This is a genomic window from Lysinibacillus sphaericus, from assembly GCF_005217585.1.
Taxonomy (GTDB): domain Bacteria; phylum Bacillota; class Bacilli; order Bacillales_A; family Planococcaceae; genus Lysinibacillus; species Lysinibacillus sphaericus.
In genome coordinates, this window is sequence record NZ_SZPT01000001.1 from 430,368 (window position 1) to 455,141 (window position 24,774).

Annotated in this window: 27 protein-coding genes; 23 read left to right on the top strand and 4 right to left on the bottom strand. The window is 38.6% G+C overall.

The genetic code is table 11. From position 1 onward, the window contains the following. Positions 1–3: 3 nt before the first annotated feature. The 5 genes from FC748_RS02050 (at position 4) to mtnN (ending at position 4,273) form a co-directional block, all read left to right on the top strand. Entirely contained in the window at positions 4–1,284 is a 1,281-nt protein-coding gene (locus FC748_RS02050) for a peptidase U32 family protein (RefSeq protein WP_029747273.1), read from the top strand. Next, the gene (gene udk, locus FC748_RS02055) at positions 1,284–1,922 is read left to right on the top strand and encodes a uridine kinase (RefSeq protein WP_024363103.1); all 639 of its coding nucleotides are present in this window, start codon (positions 1,284–1,286) and stop codon (positions 1,920–1,922) included. Before FC748_RS02050 ends, udk begins: the two co-directional genes overlap by 1 nt. 186 nt (positions 1,923–2,108) lie before the next feature. Then, entirely contained in the window at positions 2,109–2,597 is a 489-nt protein-coding gene (greA, locus tag FC748_RS02060; protein WP_024363102.1) for a transcription elongation factor GreA, read from the top strand. 109 nt (positions 2,598–2,706) lie between these two features. After that, a complete protein-coding gene (locus tag FC748_RS02065) occupies positions 2,707–3,369 on the top strand; it encodes a YrrS family protein (protein WP_024363101.1) in 663 nt (220 codons plus the stop codon). Between the two features lie 211 nt (positions 3,370–3,580). Further along, positions 3,581–4,273 carry a 5'-methylthioadenosine/S-adenosylhomocysteine nucleosidase gene (mtnN, locus tag FC748_RS02070; RefSeq protein WP_024363100.1) on the top strand — a complete coding sequence of 231 codons (693 nt, stop codon included), beginning with the start codon at positions 3,581–3,583 and terminating at the stop codon, positions 4,271–4,273. A 406-nt stretch (positions 4,274–4,679) separates the two neighbouring features. On the opposite strand, the gene sigK is transcribed toward mtnN, so the two are convergent. Together sigK and pssA are read right to left on the bottom strand one after the other, a co-directional pair. Then, positions 4,680–5,387, bottom strand: coding sequence for an RNA polymerase sporulation sigma factor SigK (gene sigK, locus FC748_RS02080; protein ID WP_024363098.1), 708 nt, complete (start codon positions 5,385–5,387; stop codon positions 4,680–4,682). 87 nt (positions 5,388–5,474) lie between these two features. Further along, positions 5,475–5,975, bottom strand: coding sequence for a CDP-diacylglycerol--serine O-phosphatidyltransferase (gene pssA / locus FC748_RS02085; protein ID WP_051147750.1), 501 nt, complete (start codon positions 5,973–5,975; stop codon positions 5,475–5,477). A 136-nt stretch (positions 5,976–6,111) separates the two neighbouring features. Here pssA and FC748_RS02090 point away from each other — a divergent pair, with 136 nt between their 5' ends. The 12 genes from FC748_RS02090 to FC748_RS02145 all read left to right on the top strand — a co-directional run bounded on the left by FC748_RS02090 (position 6,112) and on the right by FC748_RS02145 (position 15,789). Further along, on the top strand, positions 6,112–6,894 hold the full coding sequence (locus FC748_RS02090; RefSeq protein WP_024363096.1) for a phosphatidylserine decarboxylase: 783 nt from the start codon (positions 6,112–6,114) through the stop codon (positions 6,892–6,894). 33 nt (positions 6,895–6,927) lie between these two features. After that, positions 6,928–7,452 (top strand): YqeG family HAD IIIA-type phosphatase, encoded by a 525-nt coding sequence (locus FC748_RS02095; protein WP_231786343.1) that lies wholly within the window; start codon positions 6,928–6,930, stop codon positions 7,450–7,452. Continuing rightward, a complete protein-coding gene (gene yqeH / locus FC748_RS02100) occupies positions 7,449–8,552 on the top strand; it encodes a ribosome biogenesis GTPase YqeH (protein ID WP_024363094.1) in 1,104 nt (367 codons plus the stop codon). Before FC748_RS02095 ends, yqeH begins: the two co-directional genes overlap by 4 nt. A 31-nt stretch (positions 8,553–8,583) precedes the next feature. Then, a complete protein-coding gene (aroE, locus tag FC748_RS02105) occupies positions 8,584–9,414 on the top strand; it encodes a shikimate dehydrogenase (RefSeq protein WP_024363093.1) in 831 nt (276 codons plus the stop codon). 5 nt (positions 9,415–9,419) lie between these two features. After that, on the top strand, positions 9,420–9,722 hold the full coding sequence (gene yhbY / locus FC748_RS02110) for a ribosome assembly RNA-binding protein YhbY (RefSeq protein ID WP_108029827.1): 303 nt from the start codon (positions 9,420–9,422) through the stop codon (positions 9,720–9,722). 9 nt (positions 9,723–9,731) lie between these two features. Next, entirely contained in the window at positions 9,732–10,322 is a 591-nt protein-coding gene (locus FC748_RS02115; protein ID WP_024363091.1) for a nicotinate-nucleotide adenylyltransferase, read from the top strand. Further along, positions 10,291–10,863, top strand: a complete 573-nt coding sequence (gene yqeK / locus FC748_RS02120) for a bis(5'-nucleosyl)-tetraphosphatase (symmetrical) YqeK (protein ID WP_108029826.1) — start codon at positions 10,291–10,293, stop codon at positions 10,861–10,863. The genes FC748_RS02115 and yqeK overlap by 32 nt, the downstream gene beginning before the upstream one ends. Continuing rightward, positions 10,860–11,204: a ribosome silencing factor gene (gene rsfS, locus FC748_RS02125; RefSeq protein WP_024363089.1), complete on the top strand. Its 345-nt coding sequence runs from the start codon at positions 10,860–10,862 to the stop codon at positions 11,202–11,204. Before yqeK ends, rsfS begins: the two co-directional genes overlap by 4 nt. Further along, positions 11,205–11,945: a class I SAM-dependent DNA methyltransferase gene (locus FC748_RS02130; RefSeq protein ID WP_108029825.1), complete on the top strand. Its 741-nt coding sequence runs from the start codon at positions 11,205–11,207 to the stop codon at positions 11,943–11,945. It abuts the gene before it with no gap. A gap of 227 nt (positions 11,946–12,172) precedes the next feature. Further along, positions 12,173–12,811, top strand: coding sequence for a helix-hairpin-helix domain-containing protein (locus tag FC748_RS02135; RefSeq protein WP_108029824.1), 639 nt, complete (start codon positions 12,173–12,175; stop codon positions 12,809–12,811). A gap of 120 nt (positions 12,812–12,931) precedes the next feature. Continuing rightward, entirely contained in the window at positions 12,932–13,501 is a 570-nt protein-coding gene (locus tag FC748_RS02140) for a ComE operon protein 2 (RefSeq protein ID WP_024363086.1), read from the top strand. Positions 13,502–13,623: 122 nt separating this feature from the next. Beyond that, positions 13,624–15,789, top strand: coding sequence for a DNA internalization-related competence protein ComEC/Rec2 (locus tag FC748_RS02145; protein WP_244311188.1), 2,166 nt, complete (start codon positions 13,624–13,626; stop codon positions 15,787–15,789). A gap of 32 nt (positions 15,790–15,821) precedes the next feature. Here FC748_RS02145 and FC748_RS02150 read toward each other — a convergent pair whose 3' ends face one another. Further along, complete coding sequence (locus FC748_RS02150) at positions 15,822–15,959, bottom strand: YqzM family protein (protein ID WP_024363084.1); 138 nt, start codon at positions 15,957–15,959, stop codon at positions 15,822–15,824. Positions 15,960–16,124: 165 nt separating this feature from the next. Here FC748_RS02150 and holA point away from each other — a divergent pair, with 165 nt between their 5' ends. Continuing rightward, a complete protein-coding gene (holA, locus tag FC748_RS02155) occupies positions 16,125–17,135 on the top strand; it encodes a DNA polymerase III subunit delta (RefSeq protein ID WP_025220064.1) in 1,011 nt (336 codons plus the stop codon). Positions 17,136–17,192: 57 nt separating this feature from the next. Then, entirely contained in the window at positions 17,193–18,227 is a 1,035-nt protein-coding gene (locus FC748_RS02160) for an acyltransferase (RefSeq protein ID WP_024363082.1), read from the top strand. A 214-nt stretch (positions 18,228–18,441) separates the two neighbouring features. On the opposite strand, the gene rpsT is transcribed toward FC748_RS02160, so the two are convergent. Continuing rightward, the gene (gene rpsT / locus FC748_RS02165; protein WP_024363081.1) at positions 18,442–18,690 is read right to left on the bottom strand and encodes a 30S ribosomal protein S20; all 249 of its coding nucleotides are present in this window, start codon (positions 18,688–18,690) and stop codon (positions 18,442–18,444) included. Positions 18,691–18,853: 163 nt separating this feature from the next. On the opposite strand from rpsT, the gene gpr reads away from it, so the two are divergent. The 4 genes from gpr to FC748_RS02185 all read left to right on the top strand — a co-directional run bounded on the left by gpr (position 18,854) and on the right by FC748_RS02185 (position 24,477). Continuing rightward, positions 18,854–19,870, top strand: a complete 1,017-nt coding sequence (gpr, locus tag FC748_RS02170; protein ID WP_108029822.1) for a GPR endopeptidase — start codon at positions 18,854–18,856, stop codon at positions 19,868–19,870. 51 nt (positions 19,871–19,921) lie between these two features. Then, positions 19,922–20,812 carry a stage II sporulation protein P gene (spoIIP, locus tag FC748_RS02175; protein WP_227665364.1) on the top strand — a complete coding sequence of 297 codons (891 nt, stop codon included), beginning with the start codon at positions 19,922–19,924 and terminating at the stop codon, positions 20,810–20,812. Between the two features lie 619 nt (positions 20,813–21,431). Continuing rightward, complete coding sequence (locus FC748_RS02180) at positions 21,432–23,321, top strand: acyltransferase family protein (RefSeq protein ID WP_108029821.1); 1,890 nt, start codon at positions 21,432–21,434, stop codon at positions 23,319–23,321. 304 nt (positions 23,322–23,625) lie between these two features. Beyond that, positions 23,626–24,477: an excalibur calcium-binding domain-containing protein gene (locus tag FC748_RS02185; RefSeq protein WP_024363077.1), complete on the top strand. Its 852-nt coding sequence runs from the start codon at positions 23,626–23,628 to the stop codon at positions 24,475–24,477. The last annotated feature ends 297 nt before the right edge of the window (positions 24,478–24,774 follow it).

The window sequence follows — 24,774 nt, forward strand, 5'->3', positions numbered from 1 at the left end:
AACATGGCATTGGCATTAGAACAAAATGACAAAATCCGTGAAATGATAAACGGTAAACGCGTCATTACAAAAAAACCTGAACTACTTGCCCCTGCAGGTAGCTTAGAAAAACTAAAAGTAGCTGTCCATTATGGTGCGGACGCAGTATTTATCGGAGGTCGAGAATTCGGTCTTCGCTCAAACGCAGATAATTTTTCTATCGAAGATATGCGTGAAGGTGTAGAGTTTGCAAATAAATATGGAGCAAAAATTTACGTGACAACGAATATTTTCGCTCATAATGAAAATATGGATGGTTTAGAGCAATATTTAAAGGATATTGAATCAGCAGGCGTTACTGGCATTATTGTAGCGGACCCACTTATTATCGAAACATGTCGTAGTGCTGCGCCGAAGCTAGAAATCCATCTTTCTACACAACAATCTTTATCAAACTGGAAAGCAGTACAGTATTGGAAAGAAGAAGGCTTACACCGCGTTGTTTTAGCACGTGAAGTTGGCGGCGAAGAAATGAAGCTAATGAAAGAAAAAGTCGATATCGAAATTGAAGCATTCGTTCATGGCGCAATGTGTATCGCCTATTCAGGCCGTTGTGTGTTATCAAATCATATGACAGCACGTGACTCCAATCGTGGTGGCTGCTGCCAATCTTGTCGTTGGGATTATGATTTATATGAGCTGGAAGACGGCGAGGAAAAAGCGCTCTTCGATGACAATCATGCACCTTTTGCGATGAGTCCGAAAGATTTAAAGTTAATTGAAGCGATTCCACATATGATAGAGCTTGGCATTGACTCATTAAAAGTCGAAGGCCGTATGAAATCGATTCACTATGTGGCAACAGTAGTTTCTGTCTATCGTAAAGTCATTGATGCGTATTGTGCAGACCCTGACAATTTTAAAATTAAACGGGAATGGCTAGAAGAGTTAGATAAATGTGCAAATCGTGACACTGCTGAGGCGTTCTTCCATGATGCACCAGGTCATGAAGAGCAAATGTTTGGCGTTCATGGTCGTAAAACAACCTATGAATTTGCAGGGCTTATTTTAGAGCATGATCCTGAAACAAAAATTGTAACGATGCAACAACGTAACTATTTTAAACCAGGTGATGAAGTAGAATTTTTTGGGCCAGAAATCGAAAATTTCCGCATTACAATGGGGGAAATTTGGGATGAGGATGGCAATAGCTTAGATGCGGCACGTCATCCATTGCAAATTGTTAAGTTTAAATGTGAGACACCACTTCAACCGCACAACATGATGCGAAAGGAGAATAATTAATGGCAATCAAGCGTCCAGTTGTCATCGGAATCGCTGGTGGCTCATGCTCAGGTAAAACGAGTGTGACCCGTGCTATTTATGATGTTTTCCGTGAGCATTCTGTCGTAGTAATTGAACAAGATTACTACTATAAAGATCAAAGTCATTTAACATTTGAAGAACGACTAGGAACGAATTATGACCATCCACTAGCGTTTGATAATGATTTATTGATTGAGCATATAAAAAAATTATTAAAGCGTCAGCCAATCGATAAGCCGGTTTATGACTATGTACAGCATACGCGTGCCAAGGAAGTTATCCATGTAGAGCCAGTAGATGTTATTATACTAGAAGGAATTTTAGTATTAGAGGATGCAGACTTACGTGGTTTAATGGACATCAAATTATTTGTTGATACGGATCCAGATTTACGTATTATTCGTCGTATTTTACGTGATATTAAAGAGCGTGGACGTACAACAGATTCTGTAATTGACCAGTACCTATCTGCAGTACGACCGATGCATAATATGTTTATTGAACCGACTAAACGTTATGCTGATATTATTATTCCTGAAGGTGGAGAGAATGGCGTAGCGATTGATTTGATGGTAACGAAAATTAAAACTATTCTTGAAACTGACAACGTATTGTAATAAGATAGAGTGGTATTGACAATATTTACATGCTTTATGAAGCATATTTTTGTAAGGCATGCATACTATTAGGTCAAAGCGTATTTTGAAATGGATTAAAAATAATAAAATTCGATTAAATGCATTTTTCAAAGCATTTGGTCGAGTTTTATGTTTTTATATTGATGAAATAAGGAGTGAAGTACTTTGTCAAACGAAAAACAGTACCCAATGACTGCAGAGGGTAAAAGAAAATTAGAAGAAGAATTAGTGAAATTAGAAACAGAAACGCGTAAAGAAATTGTAGAGCGTATTAAAATTGCACGTGACTTCGGAGACCTTTCTGAAAATGCCGAGTATGACTCAGCAAAAGAAGAGCAAGCCTTTTTAGAAGGACGTATTTCTACATTAAAATCAATGATTCGTAACGCAGTAATTATTACTGAAGATGAAACGGACAACAGTGTAGTTTCGCTTGGGAAAACGGTTACATTCGTAGAAATTATTAACGGTAAACCATCTTCTGATGAAGAATCTTATACGATTGTTGGTTCTGCTGAGGCTGATCCAATGGAATTCCGAATCTCAAATGAATCACCAATTGCAAAAGGCTTACTTGGAAAAGCTGAAGGTGAAGAAGTAGTTGTACAAACACCTGGTGGTGAAATGAAAGTGAAAATTCTTTCAATTAAATAATCACAGATGTACAAGCAGTTAGCTCTTCTTTCTAGAGAAGAGCTAACTGTTTTTATTTTGCAAGTCGTGTGGAACTTGATAAAATATTGGCTAGAGAGGGGGAGACTTCATGGGTGAACGACAAACACGAAGCAGTCGTCATTTGCAGCCATCTCACAATAAAAAGCTAGATAAAATGTTAAATATTTTAATTGGCATTGTCATTATATTAATTGTGATAGTGGCAACGTATGTGTTTAAGTGGCAAGATGACGCACAAGAAACTGTTAAAGAGGAACCAGCTCAAGAGCAAAAGAACGATGACAGTGAGAAGGAACCTTCAAAAGAGGAAGACATAGCGAGTAACGACGAACAGTCACAAGATGAAGAACAGACGAAAGATACAGACGAGTCGAAAGAGGCAGAACAGCAACCAGAACAAAATACGGCAGTGGAAACGACGTCAGACAATCCAATTGTTGACCGTGTGGTGACAGATAAAAGCTGGAAACCGACGCCAACAACGCAAACTGGAGAGCATGTGTCATCCTACGATGATCAATCTGTAGATTGGGCAGAAAAAATTGCGACAGTGACAGCCGTTACTGGCATTACAAATGACAATATGATTGTTTGGCGCTTGCAAAATAATGGTGGTGCCAATAAAGCCATTGCAACGGTTTCGACAAAAGATAAAAGTGAAAAGTATCGTGTCAGCATGGAATGGGTTGATAACGAAGGCTGGCTTCCTGTAAAACTAGAACAGTTGAATACATTAGAAGGTGCCTATTGACGAAAACTGCTGTATTGATTATTTTTAAATCTATTGGGTAAAAACATAGCCCAATAGTACAATGTTTGGTGACTAGAGCCATTATCCGTAGGTTATGGAAACACGTCAACGGATATTGGGGTTTGCGGCGGGTGCTTGTTACAATACGGATGCCAAAGCCGACACATCGTTGTTTAATAGAGTTGGATAAAAGAAGGGGAGTAATGAATTCATGAAAATCGCAGTTATCGGTGCAATGGAAGAGGAAGTAGAGTTATTACGCGCATCTTTAGAAGGTGCTACTAGTACAACAATTGCTGGTAGTGAATACACAACAGGGACATATGAAGGAAAAGAAGTAGTGCTATTAAAAAGCGGTATTGGTAAAGTCAATGCGGCAATGTCAACAACAATTTTATTACATGAATTCAAACCAGATGTAGTCATTAATACAGGTTCTGCTGGGGGTTATGATGAGGCCCTTGAAGTTGGAGCCGTTGTTATTTCAGATGAAGTCCGTCATCATGATGTAGATGTTACAATTTTCGGTTATGAAATTGGTCAAATGGCAGGTATGCCTGCTGCTTTCCAATCAGATGAAAAATTAATAAAAGTTGCCGAAGAAGCTGTAAAAGCAGTTGGTGAACATCAATACGGTATTGGCTTAATTTGCTCTGGTGATGCCTTTATGAATGATCCGGTACGTGTGGAAGCAGTGCGTCAACATTTTCCTCAAATGAAAGCTGTTGAAATGGAAGCGGCAGCTGTTGCACAAGTATGCTATCAATTCGGTACACCTTTCGTAGTTATTCGTGCACTATCTGATATTGCTGGCAAAGAATCAAACATCAGCTTTGATGAGTTCTTACCAGTCGCTGCAAAACATTCAACACAAATTGTATTAAAAGCAATTACGGCTCTATAAATCTACATGTAATAGACAAAGTGAGCAGTGAAAAAAGTGAGAAAAATCACAGTCGTAAATAATCTTCAATGCTACAATGGCATTATATTCTCTTCATAGTTCGATGGGAGGTATTCATTATGCTATTTTTAACAGCAGGTGTCGTAATAATTACAATGTTAATCGGCACGCTTATTTCGGCAGATCTGACAGAAGCAACGCATTAATACTTTATAGAAAGCTCCTTTGTGGCTGTTAAAGTCAAAAAGGAGCTTTTTATTGTTCGAGGAACCAACGGACTCCTCAATGGACACCAGCCACGCTAAAATGTATTAGCAACTAATGAAAATCGTTATGCAAAGAGCATCAATAAAACAAGTACTGCTATGTCAAGATTGAATTTTTATCAATAACAAATTACAATAAATTACTCAATAGACTTTTGATCTCTTTTATAAAATTGATAGAGTTTAATGAGTGCTCGCTTTTCAATGCGAGATACATAACTACGAGAAATATTTAAGCGGGCAGCAATTTCTTTTTGTGTCAGTGCATCATGCTGATTTAGCCCATAACGGAGTGTGACAATTTCCAGCTCGCGTTCATCGAGCATGTGCAAATAATGGTACAACTGGGCAACATGTTCTTTATGTTCGATTTTTTCGGTTGCACTTTCTTCATCGCATTGTAGCAGGTCGCGAATTTGTAATGCATTGCCATCTTTGTCTGTGCCAATTGGTTCAAATAAGGATACATCTTTTTGTACTTTTTTCTGGGTCCTTAAATGCATTAAAATTTCATTTTCAATACAGCGTGCTGCGTACGTTGCAAGGCGCGTCTTTTTATCGGGTGTATAACTTTCAACAGCTTTCATTAGACCGATTGTTCCGATTGAAATATAATCATCGAGTTGTTCATGTTTTGGGTGGAATTTCTTTACGACATGTGCAACAAGTCGCATATTGCGCTCAATTAAATCAAGACGCGCTTGCTCATCACCACCTAAAAATCGTTCAATACAAGCAGCTTCCTCTTCTTTAGAAAAGGGTTTATGGAATGTTTGCCCTTTTAAATAACCGAATAACGCAGGGATTTCAAACCATAACTGCAACATAGAAGTAAAAATTCCGCTCATTGAATGATTTCATCCTTTCCCCATTTTTCGACAGTATATGTTAAGAAAGGTCGTTCAATGAAAAAAAGTGCAACAGCAATTACGCTGTTACACTTTTCTTAACGTGAATGTACTAATCATTAGTAAAGCTAAAATCGGTAGTAGGAAAAGATAAAAGGCTGGATGGAACGTAGTCGACGCAAAATACGTTAATGTTAATAGCGTACCAGCAGCTGTTATCGGGAGCCCAGTAAAATAACCGTTTGCTTCACTAATATTGAAGCGAGCTAATCGCATCGCACCGCAGACGATATAAAGAACGGTCATCATCATGCCCGCGAAACCAAAATCAACTAGGACAACTTCATACATTAATAATGCAGGTGCTACACCAAATGATATAATATCACTCATAGAATCTAATTGTTTACCTAACTCAGATACTTGTCCGAGCGCGCGTGCCACTTTCCCGTCATAGCGATCGAGAAGAGCAGCAATAAAGATAAACAAGACACTATAGCTATAATATTCATGTAAAGTGGCCATTATGGCCGCGCCACCAAAGGACATATTACTAATTGTGATGAAGTTTGCTGCGTGCGATTTCATTTTCTTAACCGTCGTATCCACCAACTTGTGATAAAAAAACAAGGCGGATCACTCCTTTGCACTTAAGATATTGTACCATTATACTTCGGATGAGAAAAAATTGACAGTCTAATTTAATGGATAGGGGTTTTGCTTTATGAAAGAAAAACTATACCAACGCTTAATAGAATTAACGAATGGCAAACAATCTTCCCAGCTTTTACAAACTATTGCTAAAGCGAAGTGGAGTAAGCGAATAATTCCAAGCTATATGAAATTATACGATATTAACCTTGAAGAAGTTTCAAAAAAACCACAACAATTTTCAAGTTTGCATGATTTTTTTACAAGAGAGCTTTTAACAGATGCACGACCAGTAGACCAAAATCCTACTGTTTTTACAAGTCCAGTGGATGCAAAAGTGGAATCCTTTGGCCGCATTGAATGGGATATGACTTTTCTTGTAAAGGGCAAACCTTATGCTTTACAGGACTTACTAGGGAATAATGATCGTGCTGCGCAATATGCCGATGGACATTTTATCGTATTTTATTTAAGTCCTGCTGATTATCATCGAATCCATAGCCCGATTGATGGCGAAGTGTTAAGACAATACACATTGGGACAATCATCTTTCCCGGTCAATCAGCTAGGTCTCACTTACGGCAAAAAGCCAATTTCTCATAACTATCGTCTTGTAACGGAGTTAAAAGTGGCAAATGACCAGCATGTGGCATTTATTAAAGTCGGTGCTACTTTTGTCAATTCCATTGTATTAACAAATACAACAGCCCAGTGGCAAAAGGGAGAAGAAGTTGGCTATTTTTCATTTGGTTCGACAGTGGTCATGCTATTTGAGAAAGATACCGTTACATTTACGGACAATGTTGTACAAGGAAGTCCAATTCGCATGGGTGAAGCCTTTGCAAATATGCTATAATGGTCGAATAATACGTTTAGATTAGGGGTCGCTATTTTGTATAATTTTTTATTACCAGATGAATTTGTGACAAGCATTTTTGAAATAACACCAGAAAAGCTTCAAGAACTAGGCATTAAAGGAATTATTACAGATTTAGATAATACGCTTGTGGAATGGGACCGTGCAGATGCAACGGAAGAGCTAATTATCTGGCTACGTATTATGAAGGAATCTGGCATTCGTGTCATTATCGCTTCAAATAATAAAGAAGCACGTGTAAAGCATTTTGCTGAGCCACTTAACATTCCATATATTCATAAGGCAAGAAAGCCACTTCGTAATGCTTTTTATAGTGCTGTTATTCAACTAGGCTTACGTCCTAATGAAGTAGTAATGGTAGGAGACCAGCTACTTACAGATGTGATGGGCGCCAAACGTTTAGGCTTGCATACTGTGTTAGTAAAACCAGTTGCACAATCAGATGGGCTCGTAACAAAATTTAATCGTTTCGTTGAGCGTCGTGTGTTCAATGATTTAAAACGTAAAGGAATAATTACTTGGGAGGAACAAGAATGAACGAAATGCCAAATTGTATTGGCTGTGGTACGACAATTCAAACAGAAGATAAAACAGCAGTAGGGTATGCACCCCCATCATCATTAGAAAAAGACGTAGTCATTTGTCAACGTTGCTTCCGTTTGAAAAATTACAATGAAATACAACCTGTGTCATTAACAGATGACGATTTTCTGCGTATTTTGAATGGCCTTGGAACACAGCAAGGCTTGATCGTGAAAATCGTTGATATTTTTGACTTCAATGGTAGCTGGTTGCCAGGGCTTCATCGCTTCGTTGGCAAAAATCCAGTGCTATTAGTAGCGAATAAAGCTGATTTACTGCCAAAATCAGTGAAGCCCAAAAAAGTAATTAACTGGCTCAAACGTGAAGCGAAGGCACTTGGTCTACAACCGATTGATGTGCTGTTAGTTAGTGCACATAAGGGCCAAGGAATGGCTGAGGCGATGGAGGCTATAGACCAGTATCGCAACGGCCAAAACGTGTACGTAGTAGGTTGTACTAATGTTGGGAAATCCACGTTTATTAACCGCGTTATTAAGCAGGCTACGGGTGAAGGAGAAGTCATTACTACCTCGCATTTCCCTGGCACTACATTGGACATGATTGAAATTCCACTCGATGATGGTAGTGCATTATATGACACACCTGGGATTATTAATCACCATCAGATGGCACATTATATTGATGCAAGCGAATTAAAGTATATTATGCCCAAAAAAGAAATTAAGCCGAAAGTGTATCAGCAAAATGCAGGACAAACATTATTTATTGGTGCACTTGCGCGATTTGACTTTATTCAAGGGGAACGTTCAGCATTTACAATTCACGTGGCAAATGATTTGCCAATCCACCGTACAAAGCTTGAAAAGGCAGATACGCTATATGCTGAGCATAAGGGGGAATTACTGGCACCTCCGACTGCAGATTTTATCGACAAGCTTCCAGAGTTAGTCCGTCATGAGTTTTCAATCAAAGAAGCAAAAACAGATGTGGTCTTTTCGGGACTTGGCTGGATTACGGTACAGCATGCGAATGTGGTCATTGCTGCTTATGCACCAAAAGGTGTACAAGTATCAATTCGTCCATCGCTCATTTAATATTAGTAAAGAAGAGAAGAGGAACTAGGACATGAAGAAGTGGTTTGCAGTAATTGGTGATCCGATTGAGCATTCAAAATCACCAGCCATGCATAATGTTTGGTTTGAAGAAATGGCAATCGATGCAGCCTATATTCCAGTGCACGTACCATCACATCAGTTAGAGGCAGCGATTGCTGGTTTTAAAACATTAGGTGCTAGTGGTTGGAATGTGACCATACCGCATAAGACAGCAATCATTCCTTATTTAGACGAGCTAGATGAGTTAGCAGAAAAAATGGGTGCGGTGAACACCGTTGTACGAACAAAAGAGGGGAAGTTAAAAGGATACAATACTGATGGGCTTGGTTTTGTACGCTCATTAGAAGAAGCTGTCGGCAAGTCACATAAAGATAAGCCTGTGCTTCTAATTGGAGCGGGCGGGGCAGCTCGTGGCATCGCATTTGCCATGCAACAACAAGGATATATGAATTTAACAATCGCCAATCGTACAGTTGCTAATGCACAAGCAATTATCGATGAACTCGGAACAGGGCGTGCAATTTCTTTAGCGCAAGCGGAGGAATCATTGGCTGATTTTGGCATTTTGGTGCAAATGACGTCAGCTGGGCTTGTAACGGGTGACTTTTCGATGCCATTTTCATTGAATCGACTAGCGAAAGGCGCAATTGTTGCAGATATTGTGTATAATCCATTAATGACGCCTTTTTTACAAGCGGCTGTGGAAAAAGGAGCGACCGTTGTAACTGGTCTTGGAATGTTCGTACATCAAGGTGCGATTGCGTTCCATTACTGGCTCGATGAATATCCAAATACAAATTCAATGATTGCGCGATTAAAGGCGCAATTAGGAGGACAATAATTTTTATGTTAACAGGTAAACAAAAGCGTTTTTTACGTGCAGAAGCACATCATTTAACACCGATTTTCCAAGTAGGAAAAGGCGGCGTGAATGAAGAAATGACAAAGCAAATTCGTGAAGCATTAGAAGTACGTGAATTAATTAAAGTGCGTATTTTAGATAACTGTGAAGATGACAAAAACGAAGTGGCAGAGGCTCTTGCAAAAGGTGCACATGCTGAACTTGTTCAATTAATCGGCTTGACAGTTGTTTTATATAAAGAATCACGTAACAACAAGAAAATTGTGTTACCAAAAGCAGCGAAATAAGGTGAAACGATGAAGAAGGTCGGTTTACTTGGAGGTACGTTTAATCCACCACATATTGGACATCTAATCATGGCAAACGAAGTTTTTCATGCATTGGAGTTAGATGAGGTACGTTTTTTGCCAAATGCTCTACCACCCCATAAACAAGCTCCGCATGATGCGAGTGATGACAAACGCCTAGAAATGGTGAAGCGCGCCATTCAACCTTATCCGCATTTTCGTGTTGAGTCGTATGAGGTTGATAAGGGCGGTGTATCCTATTCCTATAACACACTTGCTGCATTATGTGAAAAGGAGCCTACTGTGAAGTTTTACTTTATCATTGGTGGCGATATGATTGATTCACTCCATACGTGGTATTGTATTGATGAGCTAGTGGAACTTGTTCAATTTGTCGGCGTAAAGCGTCCGAAGACAGAGGCGCTTACGGAGTATCCTGTATTAATGGTGGAAGTACCGCAAATCGATTTATCGTCGACACTGATTCGTGAGCGCCTTGCTACTGGTAGAACGGTAACCTTTTTACTGCCAGAAGCGGTAGAGACGTTTATACGAGAGGAAGGTCTTTATGGAACGCGAACAGTATTTAGCAGCGATTAAACCTCGCATGCCTGAGAAACGCTATATCCATACACTTGGTGTAATGGGAACAGCCATACAGTTAGCAAAAATCTATGGTGAAAACGAGAGCAAAGCAGAAACAGCTGCTATTCTTCATGATATTGCAAAGTATGCCGATATCGAATGGATGGAGGAAATCGTTAAAACACAACAGTTAGATCAACAACTGATTGGCTGGGGCAGTGAACTACTACATGGGCCTGTTGGTGCGTATATTGCTGAAAGTGAATTCGGCATAACGGATGAAGAGATATTAAATGCAATCCGTTTTCATACGACAGGACGTGTAGCGATGAGTAATTTAGAAAAAATAATTTTTGTTGCAGATATGATTGAACCGAATCGAAAATTTGATGGTGTAGAACGTCTGCGAAAAAAAGCGCAAAAGAATTTGGATAAGGCTATGAGTGCCTGCATACGTCATACATTGGCGTTTTTAATTGATAGTAAACAGGCTATCTATCCATTATCTATAGCATGTTATAACGATATGATGAAAAGAGAGGACAGTGAAGGATGACTTCAACTTTATTACAAGCAGCTTACAAAGCAATCGACGACAAACATGGCGAGGATATTGTCGTTTTAAATATGCAAGGTATTTCACTTTTAGCAGATTATTTTATCATTGCACACGGGAATTCAGATCGCCAAGTACAAGCGATTGCGCGTGAATTACAAGAGGTAGCAGTGAAAGAGGGACACGAAATTCGTCGTGTTGAAGGCTTCGATGGCGCACGCTGGATTTTAGTAGACCTTGGTGATGTTGTAGCACATATATTCCATAAGGATGAGCGTGCTTACTATAACTTAGAGCGTCTATGGGGCGATGCACCACAATTAGACGTATCAGAGGCGTAAGTGAGTAGCTACGAACGTTTTGCCCATGTATACGATGAGCTCCAAACGGATATTCCGTATGATCGTTACGTGAAGTGGGTAGAGCAACATGCGCCGAGCAATCAATTCCCGAAGCTTTTAGATATTGGCTGTGGTACTGGTGTGCTTGGCCTGATGCTAGCAAAGGCTGGTTATCAGGTAAGTGGTATTGATTTGTCAGAAGATATGCTTACTATAGCCGCAGAGCGTTTTGCAGAGGCGGGTTTACAAGTGCCGCTGTTCTGTATGTCGATGCATGAATTGGACGGCTTTGAGGCACTGGATGTTGTCACGATTGCCATTGATTCACTTAACTATGTGGTGGAACAAGCAGACGTTTATTCGACGCTAGAGCGTATTTTTCATACGTTACGACCAGGTGGTCAACTGTTCTTTGATGTCCATTCATTATTTAAAATGGATGAAATCTTTTTAGATGGACCATTTACGTATGATGATGGAGATATTAGTTACGTATGGCATACAGAGCCTGGGGACTATGAACATTCGATTGTCCATCAAATGACGTTTTATGTTCGAGATGCTGGAAGTGATTTGTATGAACGTTTTGATGAGGAGCATTTCCAACGTACATTTGCTGTTGAACACTATATGACATGGCTTCGTGAGATTGGCTTTACAGATATAGAAGTAACAGCAGATTTTACAGAGGAAGCACCAGAATACGAAAGTGAACGCATTTTTATACGTGCGGTGAAATGATAATTGCAACAGGTACTCCGGAAAGTTTGATAAGATGGGGGCCAATACTTAGAAAAGTTCGGTATTATACCGAACTTTTTTTGATTAAATATAAGGTTTTAATAACATATGGCTTGAACAATTTCGTTTTGGATAGAAAGCATCTATCTACTTTTCTCCATCAGAGCGATAGTATATGATTAAAATAGACTCCATATGATTACCTTTGCATAGAAAGGATGGTTTGCATGATCCAATCTTTATGGCAAAAGTATAAGAAAAGTGTGTTGCTCCCCAGCATACTAGTAATCAGTGGACTTTGTTACTTCTTTTTCTCGAAATTTGACTCTTCACCTCCCCAAGAAGAGCTCATCGAAACAATCCAACCGACAGATCAGCTAGCAATAATAGAAGAACCTGTTGAAGAAGCGGTCGTACAGCAGGTGCTCATTGATATAAAGGGTGCTGTATTGCATCCAGGTGTCTATGCACTTAAGCCAGATCAACGTATGATAGATGCAGTACAGCTTGCAGGCGGCTATAGTGAGGACGCTGATACACGGTTCATTAATCATGCGCAAAAGGTGCAGGATGAAATGGTTATTTATATTCCTGTAAAAGGAGAAAAACTTGATGACGTAATGTCCAGTTTCAACATTGCTACAGCAAATGAAAGCAACCTGACAACGAATAATAAAATCAATGTCAATAAGGCAGATCATACAGAGCTGGCAACATTAGTTGGGATAGGTCCTTCTAAGGCACAAAATATTATTGCCTACCGTGAGGAACATGGACGTTTCCAAACAATAGAAGATGTAAAAAAGGTGGCAGGTATCGGTGAAAAAACATTTGAAAAGTTTAAGGATGCCATTACCGTTAACTAATTTTACAAATAATGTGAAGTTGACGACCCTTTTCTAAAAGGGCTACACTAGAGTAGAAAAGTGACTGTGGCATGGAAGCGCAGTTTGTTATTAATGTAAGTAAATTTAGGAGGTAGTCATATGGAGCGTATTACTTGGGATCAATTTTTCATGGCACAAAGCCATTTACTCGCGTTACGTAGTACTTGTACAAGACTAGCAGTAGGCGCAACAGTTGTACGTGATAAACGCATTATAGCAGGAGGCTATAACGGCTCAATTACAGGTGATGAACATTGTATTGAAGAGGGTTGCTATGTTGTTGATAACCATTGTGTTCGTACGGTGCATGCAGAGATGAATGCTCTTCTACAATGCGCCAAGTACGGTACACCGACCAAAGGAGCAGATTTGTATGTGACACATTTCCCTTGTTTACCATGTACGAAGTCCATTATTCAAGCAGGGATTGAACGTGTCTATTATGCAACAGATTATAAAAATAATCCATATGCTCAAGAGTTATTTAAAAAAGCAGGTGTAGAAGTATTACATGTACCCTTTGATGAGCGCAAAATTGATTTTTTAAGAAATGAAAAATTAGCCTTGTACATAGATATGCTACATGCATTACGTGAAAGCGGCATGCCAGCAGAAAAATTGCTCCCTTATGAACAGAAGGTGAGTGCATTATTTGGCAAAATACAATAAAGCATAAATGGATTTATGTAGCACTAGCTGTACTTGTTGCTTCGCTTGCGGCACACAAGTCAGCTTGGCTACTTGTTGGTGTTCTGTTATTAGCATCATGGCTTATTTTAAAAGGTGAGGCAATGATGATACCAGCACTTGTGATAGGTGTTGGACTGCTTTCTTTCTTCTTTTTTTCCACCATTCGATTGACGGAACCTTCCCCCTTACCGTCAACTTTTCAATTAACATGGACGAGCGACTATAAAATTAATGGGCAACGGCTTAGTGGTTTTGCAAAAACAGAGACAGGTGAAAAACTCTATGTGATGTATACATTGTCCTCAGAGCAAGAAAAACATTTTTATGAAACGACATCGATTACAGGTTTTACCTATGTCGTTCAGGGCGAACTGGTAGCACCGAATCCACCAGCACATGCTTACGCTTTGTCCTTTGATAAATATTTAGTGAGCAAAGGCGCAAGGGGCATTTTTGAAGTCAAGGGTTGGTCGTTGATATCAAAAGAAAAATCATTAGGCATAGTGCTTGCAAAGTACAGATTCCACCTAAAAAAGCATATTGAAACTACTTTTCCTGCCTCCCTTGTAGCAGAGGCACAGGCGTTGCTTATTGGTTTACGGGATCATGTAGACGAAGAGCATCAGCGAGCATATCAGAAGCTAGGCATTACGCATCTATTTGCTATCTCTGGCTTACATGTCGCACTCGTTTCATGGTTGTTTTATGAAGGATTACTACGAGTGGGTATACGAAAAGAAATAGCGACAATTGTCCTGCTCGTTGTGTTACCTATGTATGGTGTGTTAGCCGGTGGAGCACCTTCTGTAGTTCGAGCTGTTTCGGTTGTAGAACTGGTGATGTTAATGCGCTTTGCGAGGTGGCAGTTACCAGTTGATGACGCACTAGCCATTAGTTTTATTGGCTTTGTTTTATTGGAGCCTGGGGTAATATTTCAACTGGGCTTTCAGTTATCTTACCTTGCAACAATGAGCCTTTTATACTCGAATGCAATCTTGCAGGGCAGGCACTGGTTGTTCAAATCTTTGTTAGTCACGTTTGTATGCCAACTACTTGTGTATCCGCTATTACTTTATCACTTTTATGAACTATCAATCTCATCGTTTATTGCAAACATTGTTTTTGTGCCATTATTTTCGGTTGTTATTTTACCGACAAATCTGACGTTGCTCATTGTCTCGTTCATCTCGATGCCTTTAGCTAAGCTATTTTTCAAATTTTATGAGCCTTTGCGTGCTTGGCTGTCGGAAGCCATCATATATTTACAAGCTTTGCCGATGCAACTATGGACGCCTGGGAAACCTGCATTATGGCTTGTGTGTCTAGCGTTTGTTAGCGTGCTTAGTAGCTTGTATTTTTTAGAAGCGAGACGCTATGGTAAAGTTGCCATATTGCTTTTAATACCTGTTCTTTGTATTGAATTTGCACCTAAATTATATAGCGAAACGAGGCTGACATTTTTAAATGTAGGGCAGGGTGATTGTACAGTCATCGAATTACCGTTTAGAAGGGCCGTATACGTGGTAGATGCTGGAGGTGTACTTCGATTCAAGGAAGAGGATTGGAAGGCTCCTAAGCGCCCCTATGAGGTTGGTAGGCAGGTTATTGTCCCGTTTTTAAAAGGAAAAGGTATTCGACAGGTGGATATAATGATTATGACACACCCAGATGCTGACCATGTAGAGGGGGCAGAAGAAGTGCTAGAGGAGATTAGGGTGCGTGAAATTCATGTAACACCTAGCTCTCTCGATACACCAGTAATGCAAGACTTATTAGCGGAAGCGGCGAAACAAAAAGTTCCTGTAAAAGAAAAAATGAAAGGTACTTCATGGCGTGTGGGGTCGACAAATTTTCACTATTTATCACCGGATGATACACATTATGAGGGCAATAATGATTCCCTTGTGTTATTTATACAACAGGAATCGTTTCGTGCATTGTTAACAGGCGATTTGGAGGAAGCTGGTGAACATCAGTTAATAAAGCAATATGGTCCACAATTGGCAAACATAACGCTATTAAAGGCTGGGCATCATGGTAGTAAAACTTCAAGCATTGAGCCATTTGTAGAGCTTCTACAGCCTAAATTAACCATTTTTAGTGCAGGACGTAATAATCGCTACAATCATCCGCATGAAATAGTAGTCGAACGTTTTCGACGGCGTGAATTAGCAACGATGATAACGGGTACAGATGGGACGATTGAAGTGGTAGCACATAAAGATAGATGGGATGTGCGTACTGAAAAAGACCTTGTCCAAAACTGAACAAGGTCTTTTACATTGGTATAAAAGGTATCTTACATTGCTGCGTAGTCTACTATTACTGCGATGATAAACATAATAGTGAAAACCCCAAAAGATACGCCGAAACCAACGCCAGAATCAATAGCATCGTTACGTTTGCATTGTATATTTTTACCTTCAAATGGATTCATTGTCATCCCTCCAATTCTGTTATTTATTATAAGACATCATTTTCATAAAAGCTATATCGAAAAGACGAATTACCAATGTGGCAAGGAATCGACACAATTTAGCCCAAAGTCACAACCGAAACTAAATCATGTATACTAATAGTATTGCTAGATGGAGGTAAAAATATGATATCAACGGTTTGGAACAATATAAAAAAAGGTCAGCTTGCACCTGTATACTTAATAATTGGTGAAGAAAGCTATTTTATAGATGAAACAGTGAAACGTTTAAAGGAAGCCCTCGGCACAGAAGAAGAAATTGAAATGACGGCTTTTGACTTAGAGGAATTACCGGTAGATGTCGTAATGGATGAAGCGGATACGATTCCATTTTTTTCAGAGCGTAAACTGGTGATTGCTAAAAACGCATCGTTTTTAAAGGCAACTGAAAAGGGAAAAGAAAAAATCGAGCATGATGTGAAACGTTTGGAGGCATGGCTTGCAAATCCTTCAGATTTTTCTGTAACAGTTTTTATTGCACCATACGAAAAGCTAGATGAACGTAAAAAAGTGACAAAAATGATGAAAGAGCATGCGCTCATTGTCCAAGCCGAAACGCCGAAAGAACAAGATTTAGCAGTATGGATTCAAGGACTTGTGAAAGCACAGGGCAATACGATTACACAAAGTGCTATTGAGCAGCTTGTATCAATGGTTGGACCGAATATGCTGCAGCTACAGATGGAAATGGAAAAACTATCGCTCTATGTAGGTGAGGGCGGAGAAATAACAACGATGCTCGTAGAAGATTTAGTAGCAAAAACGTTAGAACAGGATGCCTTTAAAATGTTAAACGCATATTTTGGACATGACCCTGTAGCGGCATTGTCGATTTACCATGATTTATTGCGCCAAAAGCAGGAGCCGATTATGCTTGTCGGGCTTCTTGCTTCGAATGTTCGGACGATGTCGAATGTGTTTTATTTGCTGAAAAAGGGCTATCATCCACAGCAAATTGCAAAAAACTTAAAAATTCACCCATATCGTGTCAAGTTAATGGTTGAGCAACGCAACCGTCCATCTGAAGAAAGTTTACTGAAAGCTTTATATCAGTTGGCAGAAGTCGATTTACAGTTAAAAACAGCAGGAGGAAACCGCGAGCGATATTTAGAACTATTTTTACTACGCCAACTGTAAAAAAGATTAACTAGTTGGGCATGAATGGTTGTATAATGTCGTGGGGGGTTTTTGAACGTGCATACACGAATTCAGTACATGGACAGCCTTAGAGCCATTGCAATTCTAGGCGTATTACTTTTACATGCTGCGACTCCTTATGTCGTGCTTTATGACAAAATTACTTTATTTGACTGGCAAACAGGCATTGTTTATAATGCATTATCGCGCTGGTGTGTGCCCATTTTTTTAATGATTAGTGGGGCACTGTTACTTGGGCGGAAAGAAGAATCGCTGCGTACTTTTTTTAAAAAACGTGCGAATAAAATTTTACTACCTTTTATTGCTTGGTCAATAATCTATTATGCGTGGGCAACGTATATGTGGAATCCTGGGTATTCTTTGAAAGAGTTTCTAATCATGTTTTTTAATAATCAGATATACTATCATTTGTGGTATTTTTATGCGCTTATCGGTATTTATTTACTAGCGCCCGTCTTTAATATTTTCGTTAATCATGCCTCGAAACAAATGATAGGCTATGTGGTTGTTCTCTGGATATTATTTTATGGGGGTTTCCGTTATTATTCATATATTGTGAGTAATGAATTTACATTATTTTTCCCTTTAAGTGAGTATATCGGTTTCTTTATATTGGGCTACTATTTAGCGACATTTGAACTATCGAAAAAATGGCGTGTGGGCATTTACATGCTAGGGATAGTTGGAGCACTTGAAACAATTCTACGTACAAATGTTTTAACAGAGCAGCAAGGACAATTTACAAGCTATGCTTTTTCCTATTCTAGTCCAAATGTTATTGCGATGAGTATCGCTCTCTTTGTTTTTGTGAAATATTGGGTCAATCGTAAAGTGGCAAGTGGAAGCTATGAGACAAGTAGAATTGTTAAGTTAGTTGGGCAAACAAGTTTTGGTGTGTACTTAGTACATGCAATGATCTTAGATAAAGTCCGCCCGTACTTTTTTGATGAAAATGAGCTTTTTGTCAAACCGCTATTTGCTATTCCATTACAAGTACTCATTATTTTAGTGCTTTCCACAATAGTTGTGTGGATTATGCAGAAAATACCATATCTAAAAAGAGTGATTTAGTTAAGGAAGATTCATACATAATAGCAAGTGTGAATTGTTTTCCTGATAAAGAAAATCCGCTGTGCCTTTCCGAGGGGAAGACATGGAGCACCTTTAGGGGCCTCATGTTTTTTTGAAGAAGCATAGCGGATTTTTTATTGGGCAATCCTATAATTGTTGAAAAACGAAAAAAGACCAGTTACTCAAGAAGAGTAAACTGATCCTTTATAAACACTTACGCTTTTTTAGCTAGGCGAGACTTTTTACGAGCCGCCGCGTTTTTGTGGATAAGTCCTTTTGAAGCTGCTTTATCTAAAGATTTGTAAGCTGCTTGTAAAAGTTCTTGTGCGTTTTCAGCGTTAGCAGCAACAGCGTTTTCAGCTTTTTTCACTGTAGTACGCATTGCAGATTTAGCTTGAGAGTTAGCAACGTTTGCTTTTTCGTTAACTTTTACGCGTTTAATCGCAGATTTAATGTTTGGCATATCTTTCACCTCCTAAAATAGGTACGAGATGATATCTTCTCATTGATTTCTTGTGTCAATACAACAAAAATCATTTTAACAAACGCTAGGCTAAATTGCAATAGATAAATGCAAAGAATATTTACTTGACAGTTTGAACAAACTACTAATTGAGGTGAGCTGAATGCAAAATTTAAATTGGCAACGGACTGATTTAATTGATGAATCTGAAGAGGTCGTTTTACATCAAACGAAGGAACAAAAAGAAACACTTGAACAATCATCTGGGGTTCAAATCGAAGACCGCACTGCAGGACGCGTGAAAATAACCGATGTCCAAGTGAACGCAGAAGGCAAGAAACAAATAGGCAAAAAAGAAGGGAAATATATAACCCTTTCTGTACCAACGCTTACATTAGAAGATGAGGATGGATTTGAACAACTTGAAAAAGCCTTGCTAGCAAACTTTAAAACGTTACATGAATCAATTTCTTGGCAGAAGGATGACAAAATATTAATTATAGGGCTTGGCAATCGAACGATAACACCGGATGCCATAGGACCATATGTTATCGATCACTTGCATAGTCTAGATAAAATCGATGACAAATTTGTCATGTATGCACCAGGTGTGACAGGGCAAACAGGCTATGAAACAGGTGAATTTGTAGCAGCATTAGCTGAGCGTCTACAACCAAAACTCATCATCGTCATAGATGCCCTCGCAACAAGAGCAAGCGACCGCTTATGTAAAACCATCCAACTTACCGATACAGGCATTCACCCAGGTTCAGGTGTCGGCAATCAACGCAAGGAAATTTCCTTAGAAATGCTTGGTATCCCTGTCACGGCTATTGGGATTCCAACAGTTGTTGATGCACCCGTGCTAATTGCTGACGCAGTAGAGGTGATGTTACGCACGATTGCAGCGCGAGTTGCAGAGAGAGGAAAACCTTCGTCTAAATTATCATTATCTTCATGGCGTCCAGATATTAATAAAGAACTTGATATGTCTCTCGTTACACCCATTTTCGGTGAATGGGCAACATGGTCAAAAGAGGAGCGTCAACAGCTTTTTGAAGAGACTTTTGCTGCTTCACATGCACAGTTAATGGTCACACCGAAAGAAGCCGATTATTGGATAGATCGCTATGCAACACTCATTTCAACTATGCTTACAAAATGGGCAAACGACCTATAAATTCATCGTTCTAAAAGACACATCCCCTCCATACGATAAGGGGAGGAGGGTGTGACTTTGCTAAAAAAACTACAATGGTCAATTGGTCTATTATTGTTCTTTTTCGTATTACCAGTCATTGCTGGGCAACTTCCGTTCAACAAGCAAGCATCGACTCCGATGAAACAACCAGAGGATAAACAAGTCGTGTTTGCCGCTACTAATTTAGAAGAAGAAAGCGAACTAGAAAAGACAAAAGAGCAGACGGAAGAATCGACACCAGAATCGACACCAAAATCAACGTCAGAGCCGACAAAAGAGCAGGATCCATTTAAAGTATTATTGTTATTTACACATTCACAAGAAGCCTATCAACCGATAGTAAAAGCAGTTAGCGGAAAAGTGGCCGTTTATGATGACAAAACAAATATTTATAACTTACAAGGCGCTATTTCCAAGCACTTTAGCATGAACGGTATCCAGACGGATGTATTAGATGTTGATGTGATGAAGGTAATGAAATCGGAAGGCAAAACTTTTCCACAAGCTTATAACACAGTACGTCCCTATTTATCTAATCGTTTACAAGAGCAATCCTATAATTTAATAATTGATTTGCATCGAGATTCGGCCAAACGGAATGCGACAACTACTATGCACAACAATCAATCATATGCACGTATTGCTATAGTCGTAGGCGCAGAACATAAAAATTACAGATGGAATACGGCTTATGCAGAAAGTCTTTCTGCTGCCATGAATGACATTGTGCCAAAGGTTTCAAGAGGGGTTATATCGAAAAGTGGTGATAATGTAGATGGTCGCTACAATCAAGATTTAGCTAAAGAGATGATTTTAATTGAATTAGGTGGCATCGATAATACAGAAGATGAGTTAAATCGTACAATTGCTGTTATTGGAAAAGCAATTGCAAAAACCTTTGTAACGGAATCTAAAAGTTAAACAGTTATTAACTATATTGAATTTTTCCTATTCAAGTTCAAGCGATTTTTTCATCGCTGTCCACTTTAGAAAATAGTTTGATGCCATCAATAAAGGGTAATGAATGGTATGTAAGGTGCCAATTGAGAGAATTACCTAAAAAAATTTTTTACTAGGTCTTTCAATTGTTGATACCTTGCATTATACTTTTCAAGTCAGCTCATACGCCTTATTGAATCGGGCGATTTTCGATTGTGTTCATCAATGAAAAAAGCCGTTTCAAAAGCATCTTCCATTATGGGCAGATGCTTTTTTTGTTGTTTGGTTGCAACATTACAAATTTTTAATATAAAAGTGACTTTAATGATGTTTTATACATATGATTTGTAAGAAATATAGTATTTTTTTATACTCTATGGTAGCTAAGAAACGAATGAACATGGTATAACCAAAATCCCACCGTGGAAAATTTTTTTGCTTAAGAAAATGATCAACCTTTTAGGTGGCTCATACGTCTTTAATATTATAAGTAAGTAAAGAATAAAGCGTAGAAAAGGAGCAGAGGCTAGGCAATATACTCACATTTTATAAATAACTTAATAAAGGGAACGACGTTTTATATTTTATTGGAGGAAACAGTATGTTAGGCAAGACATTGAATCATCGTTATATCCCAGGATTAGATGGGATAAGAGCTTTAGCAGTACTAGCAGTCATTGCTTACCATTTTAACTTTCGATGGGCCAGTGGAGGGTTCCTCGGAGTTGATATCTTTTTTGTTTTATCAGGTTATTTAATTACTTCAACCATTTTACCGATGAAAGGGAATCAATTAACAGTCAGTTTGCGACGATTTTGGATTGGTCGCTTTCGACGTCTAGTGCCCGCTGCCTATGTTATGATTATGACCACTTTTGTGTGGGTCATGTTTTTTCATAAAGAACTTTTAAATACTATGCGTGGAGATGCGCTATCTTCCCTTTTCTACTCTAGTAATTGGTGGTTTATTTATCATAAACTTTCCTATTTTGATAGTTTCGGGTCGCCTTCCCCATTGAAGAATTTATGGTCTTTGGCGATTGAAGAACAATTTTATGTTATTTGGCCGATTGTATTGATGATTGGTTTAGCTCTATTTAAAAAACAAAGTAAATTTTCAACAATTATTTTCATTGGCGCAATTTGTTCAGCAATTCTTATGGCCATTCTGTATCAGCCAGGAGCTGACCCAAGCCGAATTTATTATGGGACAGATACACGTTCCTTCGAATTGTTAATAGGCTGTTGGTTAGCATTCGTTTGGCCGATGAAAAGACTTTCTACGAAAAAGCTTTCTACTAAGCATGTTTATGAACTTAACAGCATAGGTGTCATTACCTTTAGTATTTTTATTGTCAGTATTTTATTCGTAGATGAATACCAAGCATTTTTATATAGAGGTGGTATGTTCTTACTTTGTCTAAATGCAGCGCTATTAATAGCCTGTGTTTGTCATCCAGCTAGTTTTTTAGGCAAACTACTTGCATGGAAGCCACTTCGCTGGATTGGTTCTAGATCGTACGGAATCTATCTTTGGCATTACCCTATTATTGTGTTAGGTACTCCTGTTCATGAAATCGGAAACCCTGTCTATTGGCGTGTTACTATACAGTTATTGCTCATATTACTGCTCGCTGAATTATCTTATCGCTTTATTGAAATGCCTATTCGTAAAAAAGGATTCCGATTATATTTCCGACAATATTTAATCATCCATCCGAACAAATGGCGTGATTTTTCAATTGCAAGAAAAATTGCAACTGCTGTTATCCCACTTTTCTTACTCGTGTTTTTTACTGGTATAACAGGGGTAGTAGGAGAAGCACCACAGGACACAAAGGAGTCTTACCCAACAAACATTAAAATAAATGGTGGGCAACATGCTTCTGCAAAAGATCAGGATACAGTAGAGCAAGATTCCACAGATGAACAAGTAGAATCACCTGTTGATAATAACGAAGCAACGTCAAAAACGGAGAAAGATGATGTAAGTGACATTGCGAAGAAAGGACCGTATAAAGAACTACTAGCTATCGGGGATTCTGTTATGATTGATATTGCTACAAGTTTACATACGCTTTACCCTAACATTACAATAGATGGAAAAATCGGGAGACAAGTTTCGCAAGCAGTCAAACTGATCCCTAGTTACGCCCGCTTTAATCAACCTGATAAAGCTATCATTATTCAACTTGGCACAAACGGTTACTTTACAAATGACCAAATTGACACGCTTCTTGGTGCTTTTTCTCAAGCAGAAATATACTTAGTGAACACACGTGTACCACGTCCGTGGGAAGCAAAAGTAAACAATGCTTTAGCGAATAAAGCGCAAGAACGTGAGAATATTACGCTAATTGATTGGCATTCTACAGCCTTAAACCATCCCGAATATTTTGCACCTGACGGGGTACATTTGGAGCCAAAAGGGGTAGAAGCTTTATCGAGTCTAATTCAGCAAGCAATTGATGCTCGTATGAATGAAGTTTAATAAGCATCCTGCTGTCGCTAGATAGTCTCCCTGAGACGAGTCACTTAATGGAGTGACTCGTCTTTTTATATGAAAGAACAGGGATTTTTTCTTATGCAGAAAAAATAATGTGATTCTAATTTAATATATTTATACCAATTATAATCCAATTATGTATAATATTTATTGGGAGGAGGGATTGATGGATACAGTGAATCCACTAGTTACCAAAGCGGTACAAGAATATTGACACCTATGATAAGAACTTTCAAGGATTACATAAAAAGGTTATTTATAGCAAATGACAAAAAGGGAGACTCAAAAAATGAAAAGTAAAACACTTGTATTAGTAATGACACTAATGTTAGCAATTGCATTCCATGTCAACATTGCAAACGCTAGCACTTTTAAAGAAGTAAAAGTAACAGACTCTTCATCAAAGGTATATGAAAAAACTGATACTAATTCAAAAGTAATTGGAACTGTGGAAAAGGGGAAATTTGTTATTTCAATTAGTGAACATAATGATTTTTCTCGTATAATGTATTTAAATAACGAAAATAAAATGATTGATGGTTATATTATGGAAGATGCACTTGATGATGCGCCATACACAATTAAAATTGCGAGTTCGAAAAGTGGGTTGGTTGTAAAAGAAACGCCATCTTTAAAAGGTAAAACGATTGCAACATTACAAAATAAAATGGTTGTCAAAGATTTCGGATCAGTTGGTGATGGTTGGTCCTTTGTCCAGTATGGTAATGTTATTGGCTATGCTGCTACTAATTTTATGAGCAATTCACAGCCAACGACTAAATATGTGCTAGCAAGCAGTCTTATTGTTAGAAATATTGCAAGCCCTTCAGGTGTTCAAGTAGGGGAGCTAGCTAAAAATGAAGAAGTAGCCGTTCATTCTACAATTGCTGGCTGGTCGTTCGTAACAACTGATGATTACGAGGGCTATGTAGTAGATACTTACTTAAGCTCAAAAAATCCAGCTGCCGCGACAACGAGTAAACCAAGTGGCTCTTCAAATGCTAGTAATTCAAATAGCAGTAAAACCTATAAAAATTGTACGGAGCTTCGTAAAGATCACCCAAATGGTGTAGGAGCTGACCACCCTGCTTATGCACCTAAACATGATCGAGACAAAGATGGATGGGCTTGCGAAAGATAATTTTACTTTAATTGAGTAGCAAATAATAGAATTAAAAAAGCGCCTGCCAACATGCAGGTGCTTTTTTAACTATATAGTTAGTTATTGAATTATTTAGTGCTTCCTGTACACACACTTGTCATATTTTATGTACTTTTTGAAAAGCACCTTTTTGGGCCTGATTGCCTTAATTGGGTGCTTTTTGATGCATTGAATTGCAGAAAATAACAAGCATAAATAAGAGTAACCATTGATTTAACAGCATTTATCCCGTTCTAATGTTGTGGTTTGTATGTGGTTCATAGTATAATTCATTAT

Excerpts from the sequence above, each read along its gene's own strand:
- FC748_RS02135 (WP_108029824.1), top strand. The coding sequence starts at position 12,173 with ATGATCCAATCTTTATGGCAAAAGTATAAGAAAAGTGTGTTGCTCCCC.
- gpr (WP_108029822.1), top strand. The coding sequence starts at position 18,854 with ATGCAAAATTTAAATTGGCAACGGACTGATTTAATTGATGAATCTGAA.
- mtnN (WP_024363100.1), top strand. The coding sequence starts at position 3,581 with ATGAAAATCGCAGTTATCGGTGCAATGGAAGAGGAAGTAGAGTTATTA.
- yqeK (WP_108029826.1), top strand. The coding sequence starts at position 10,291 with ATGGAACGCGAACAGTATTTAGCAGCGATTAAACCTCGCATGCCTGAG.
- rpsT (WP_024363081.1), bottom strand. The coding sequence starts at position 18,690 with ATGCCAAACATTAAATCTGCGATTAAACGCGTAAAAGTTAACGAAAAA.
- sigK (WP_024363098.1), bottom strand. The coding sequence starts at position 5,387 with ATGAGCGGAATTTTTACTTCTATGTTGCAGTTATGGTTTGAAATCCCT.
- aroE (WP_024363093.1), top strand. The coding sequence starts at position 8,584 with ATGAAGAAGTGGTTTGCAGTAATTGGTGATCCGATTGAGCATTCAAAA.
- FC748_RS02115 (WP_024363091.1), top strand. The coding sequence starts at position 9,732 with ATGAAGAAGGTCGGTTTACTTGGAGGTACGTTTAATCCACCACATATT.
- FC748_RS02180 (WP_108029821.1), top strand. The coding sequence starts at position 21,432 with ATGTTAGGCAAGACATTGAATCATCGTTATATCCCAGGATTAGATGGG.
- FC748_RS02140 (WP_024363086.1), top strand. The coding sequence starts at position 12,932 with ATGGAGCGTATTACTTGGGATCAATTTTTCATGGCACAAAGCCATTTA.
- FC748_RS02145 (WP_244311188.1), top strand. The coding sequence starts at position 13,624 with ATGATGATACCAGCACTTGTGATAGGTGTTGGACTGCTTTCTTTCTTC.
- holA (WP_025220064.1), top strand. The coding sequence starts at position 16,125 with ATGATATCAACGGTTTGGAACAATATAAAAAAAGGTCAGCTTGCACCT.
- rsfS (WP_024363089.1), top strand. The coding sequence starts at position 10,860 with ATGACTTCAACTTTATTACAAGCAGCTTACAAAGCAATCGACGACAAA.
- FC748_RS02065 (WP_024363101.1), top strand. The coding sequence starts at position 2,707 with ATGGGTGAACGACAAACACGAAGCAGTCGTCATTTGCAGCCATCTCAC.
- FC748_RS02050 (WP_029747273.1), top strand. The coding sequence starts at position 4 with ATGGCATTGGCATTAGAACAAAATGACAAAATCCGTGAAATGATAAAC.
- FC748_RS02150 (WP_024363084.1), bottom strand. The coding sequence starts at position 15,959 with ATGAATCCATTTGAAGGTAAAAATATACAATGCAAACGTAACGATGCT.
- udk (WP_024363103.1), top strand. The coding sequence starts at position 1,284 with ATGGCAATCAAGCGTCCAGTTGTCATCGGAATCGCTGGTGGCTCATGC.
- FC748_RS02185 (WP_024363077.1), top strand. The coding sequence starts at position 23,626 with ATGAAAAGTAAAACACTTGTATTAGTAATGACACTAATGTTAGCAATT.
- yqeH (WP_024363094.1), top strand. The coding sequence starts at position 7,449 with ATGAACGAAATGCCAAATTGTATTGGCTGTGGTACGACAATTCAAACA.
- FC748_RS02090 (WP_024363096.1), top strand. The coding sequence starts at position 6,112 with ATGAAAGAAAAACTATACCAACGCTTAATAGAATTAACGAATGGCAAA.
- yhbY (WP_108029827.1), top strand. The coding sequence starts at position 9,420 with ATGTTAACAGGTAAACAAAAGCGTTTTTTACGTGCAGAAGCACATCAT.
- pssA (WP_051147750.1), bottom strand. The coding sequence starts at position 5,975 with ATGAAATCGCACGCAGCAAACTTCATCACAATTAGTAATATGTCCTTT.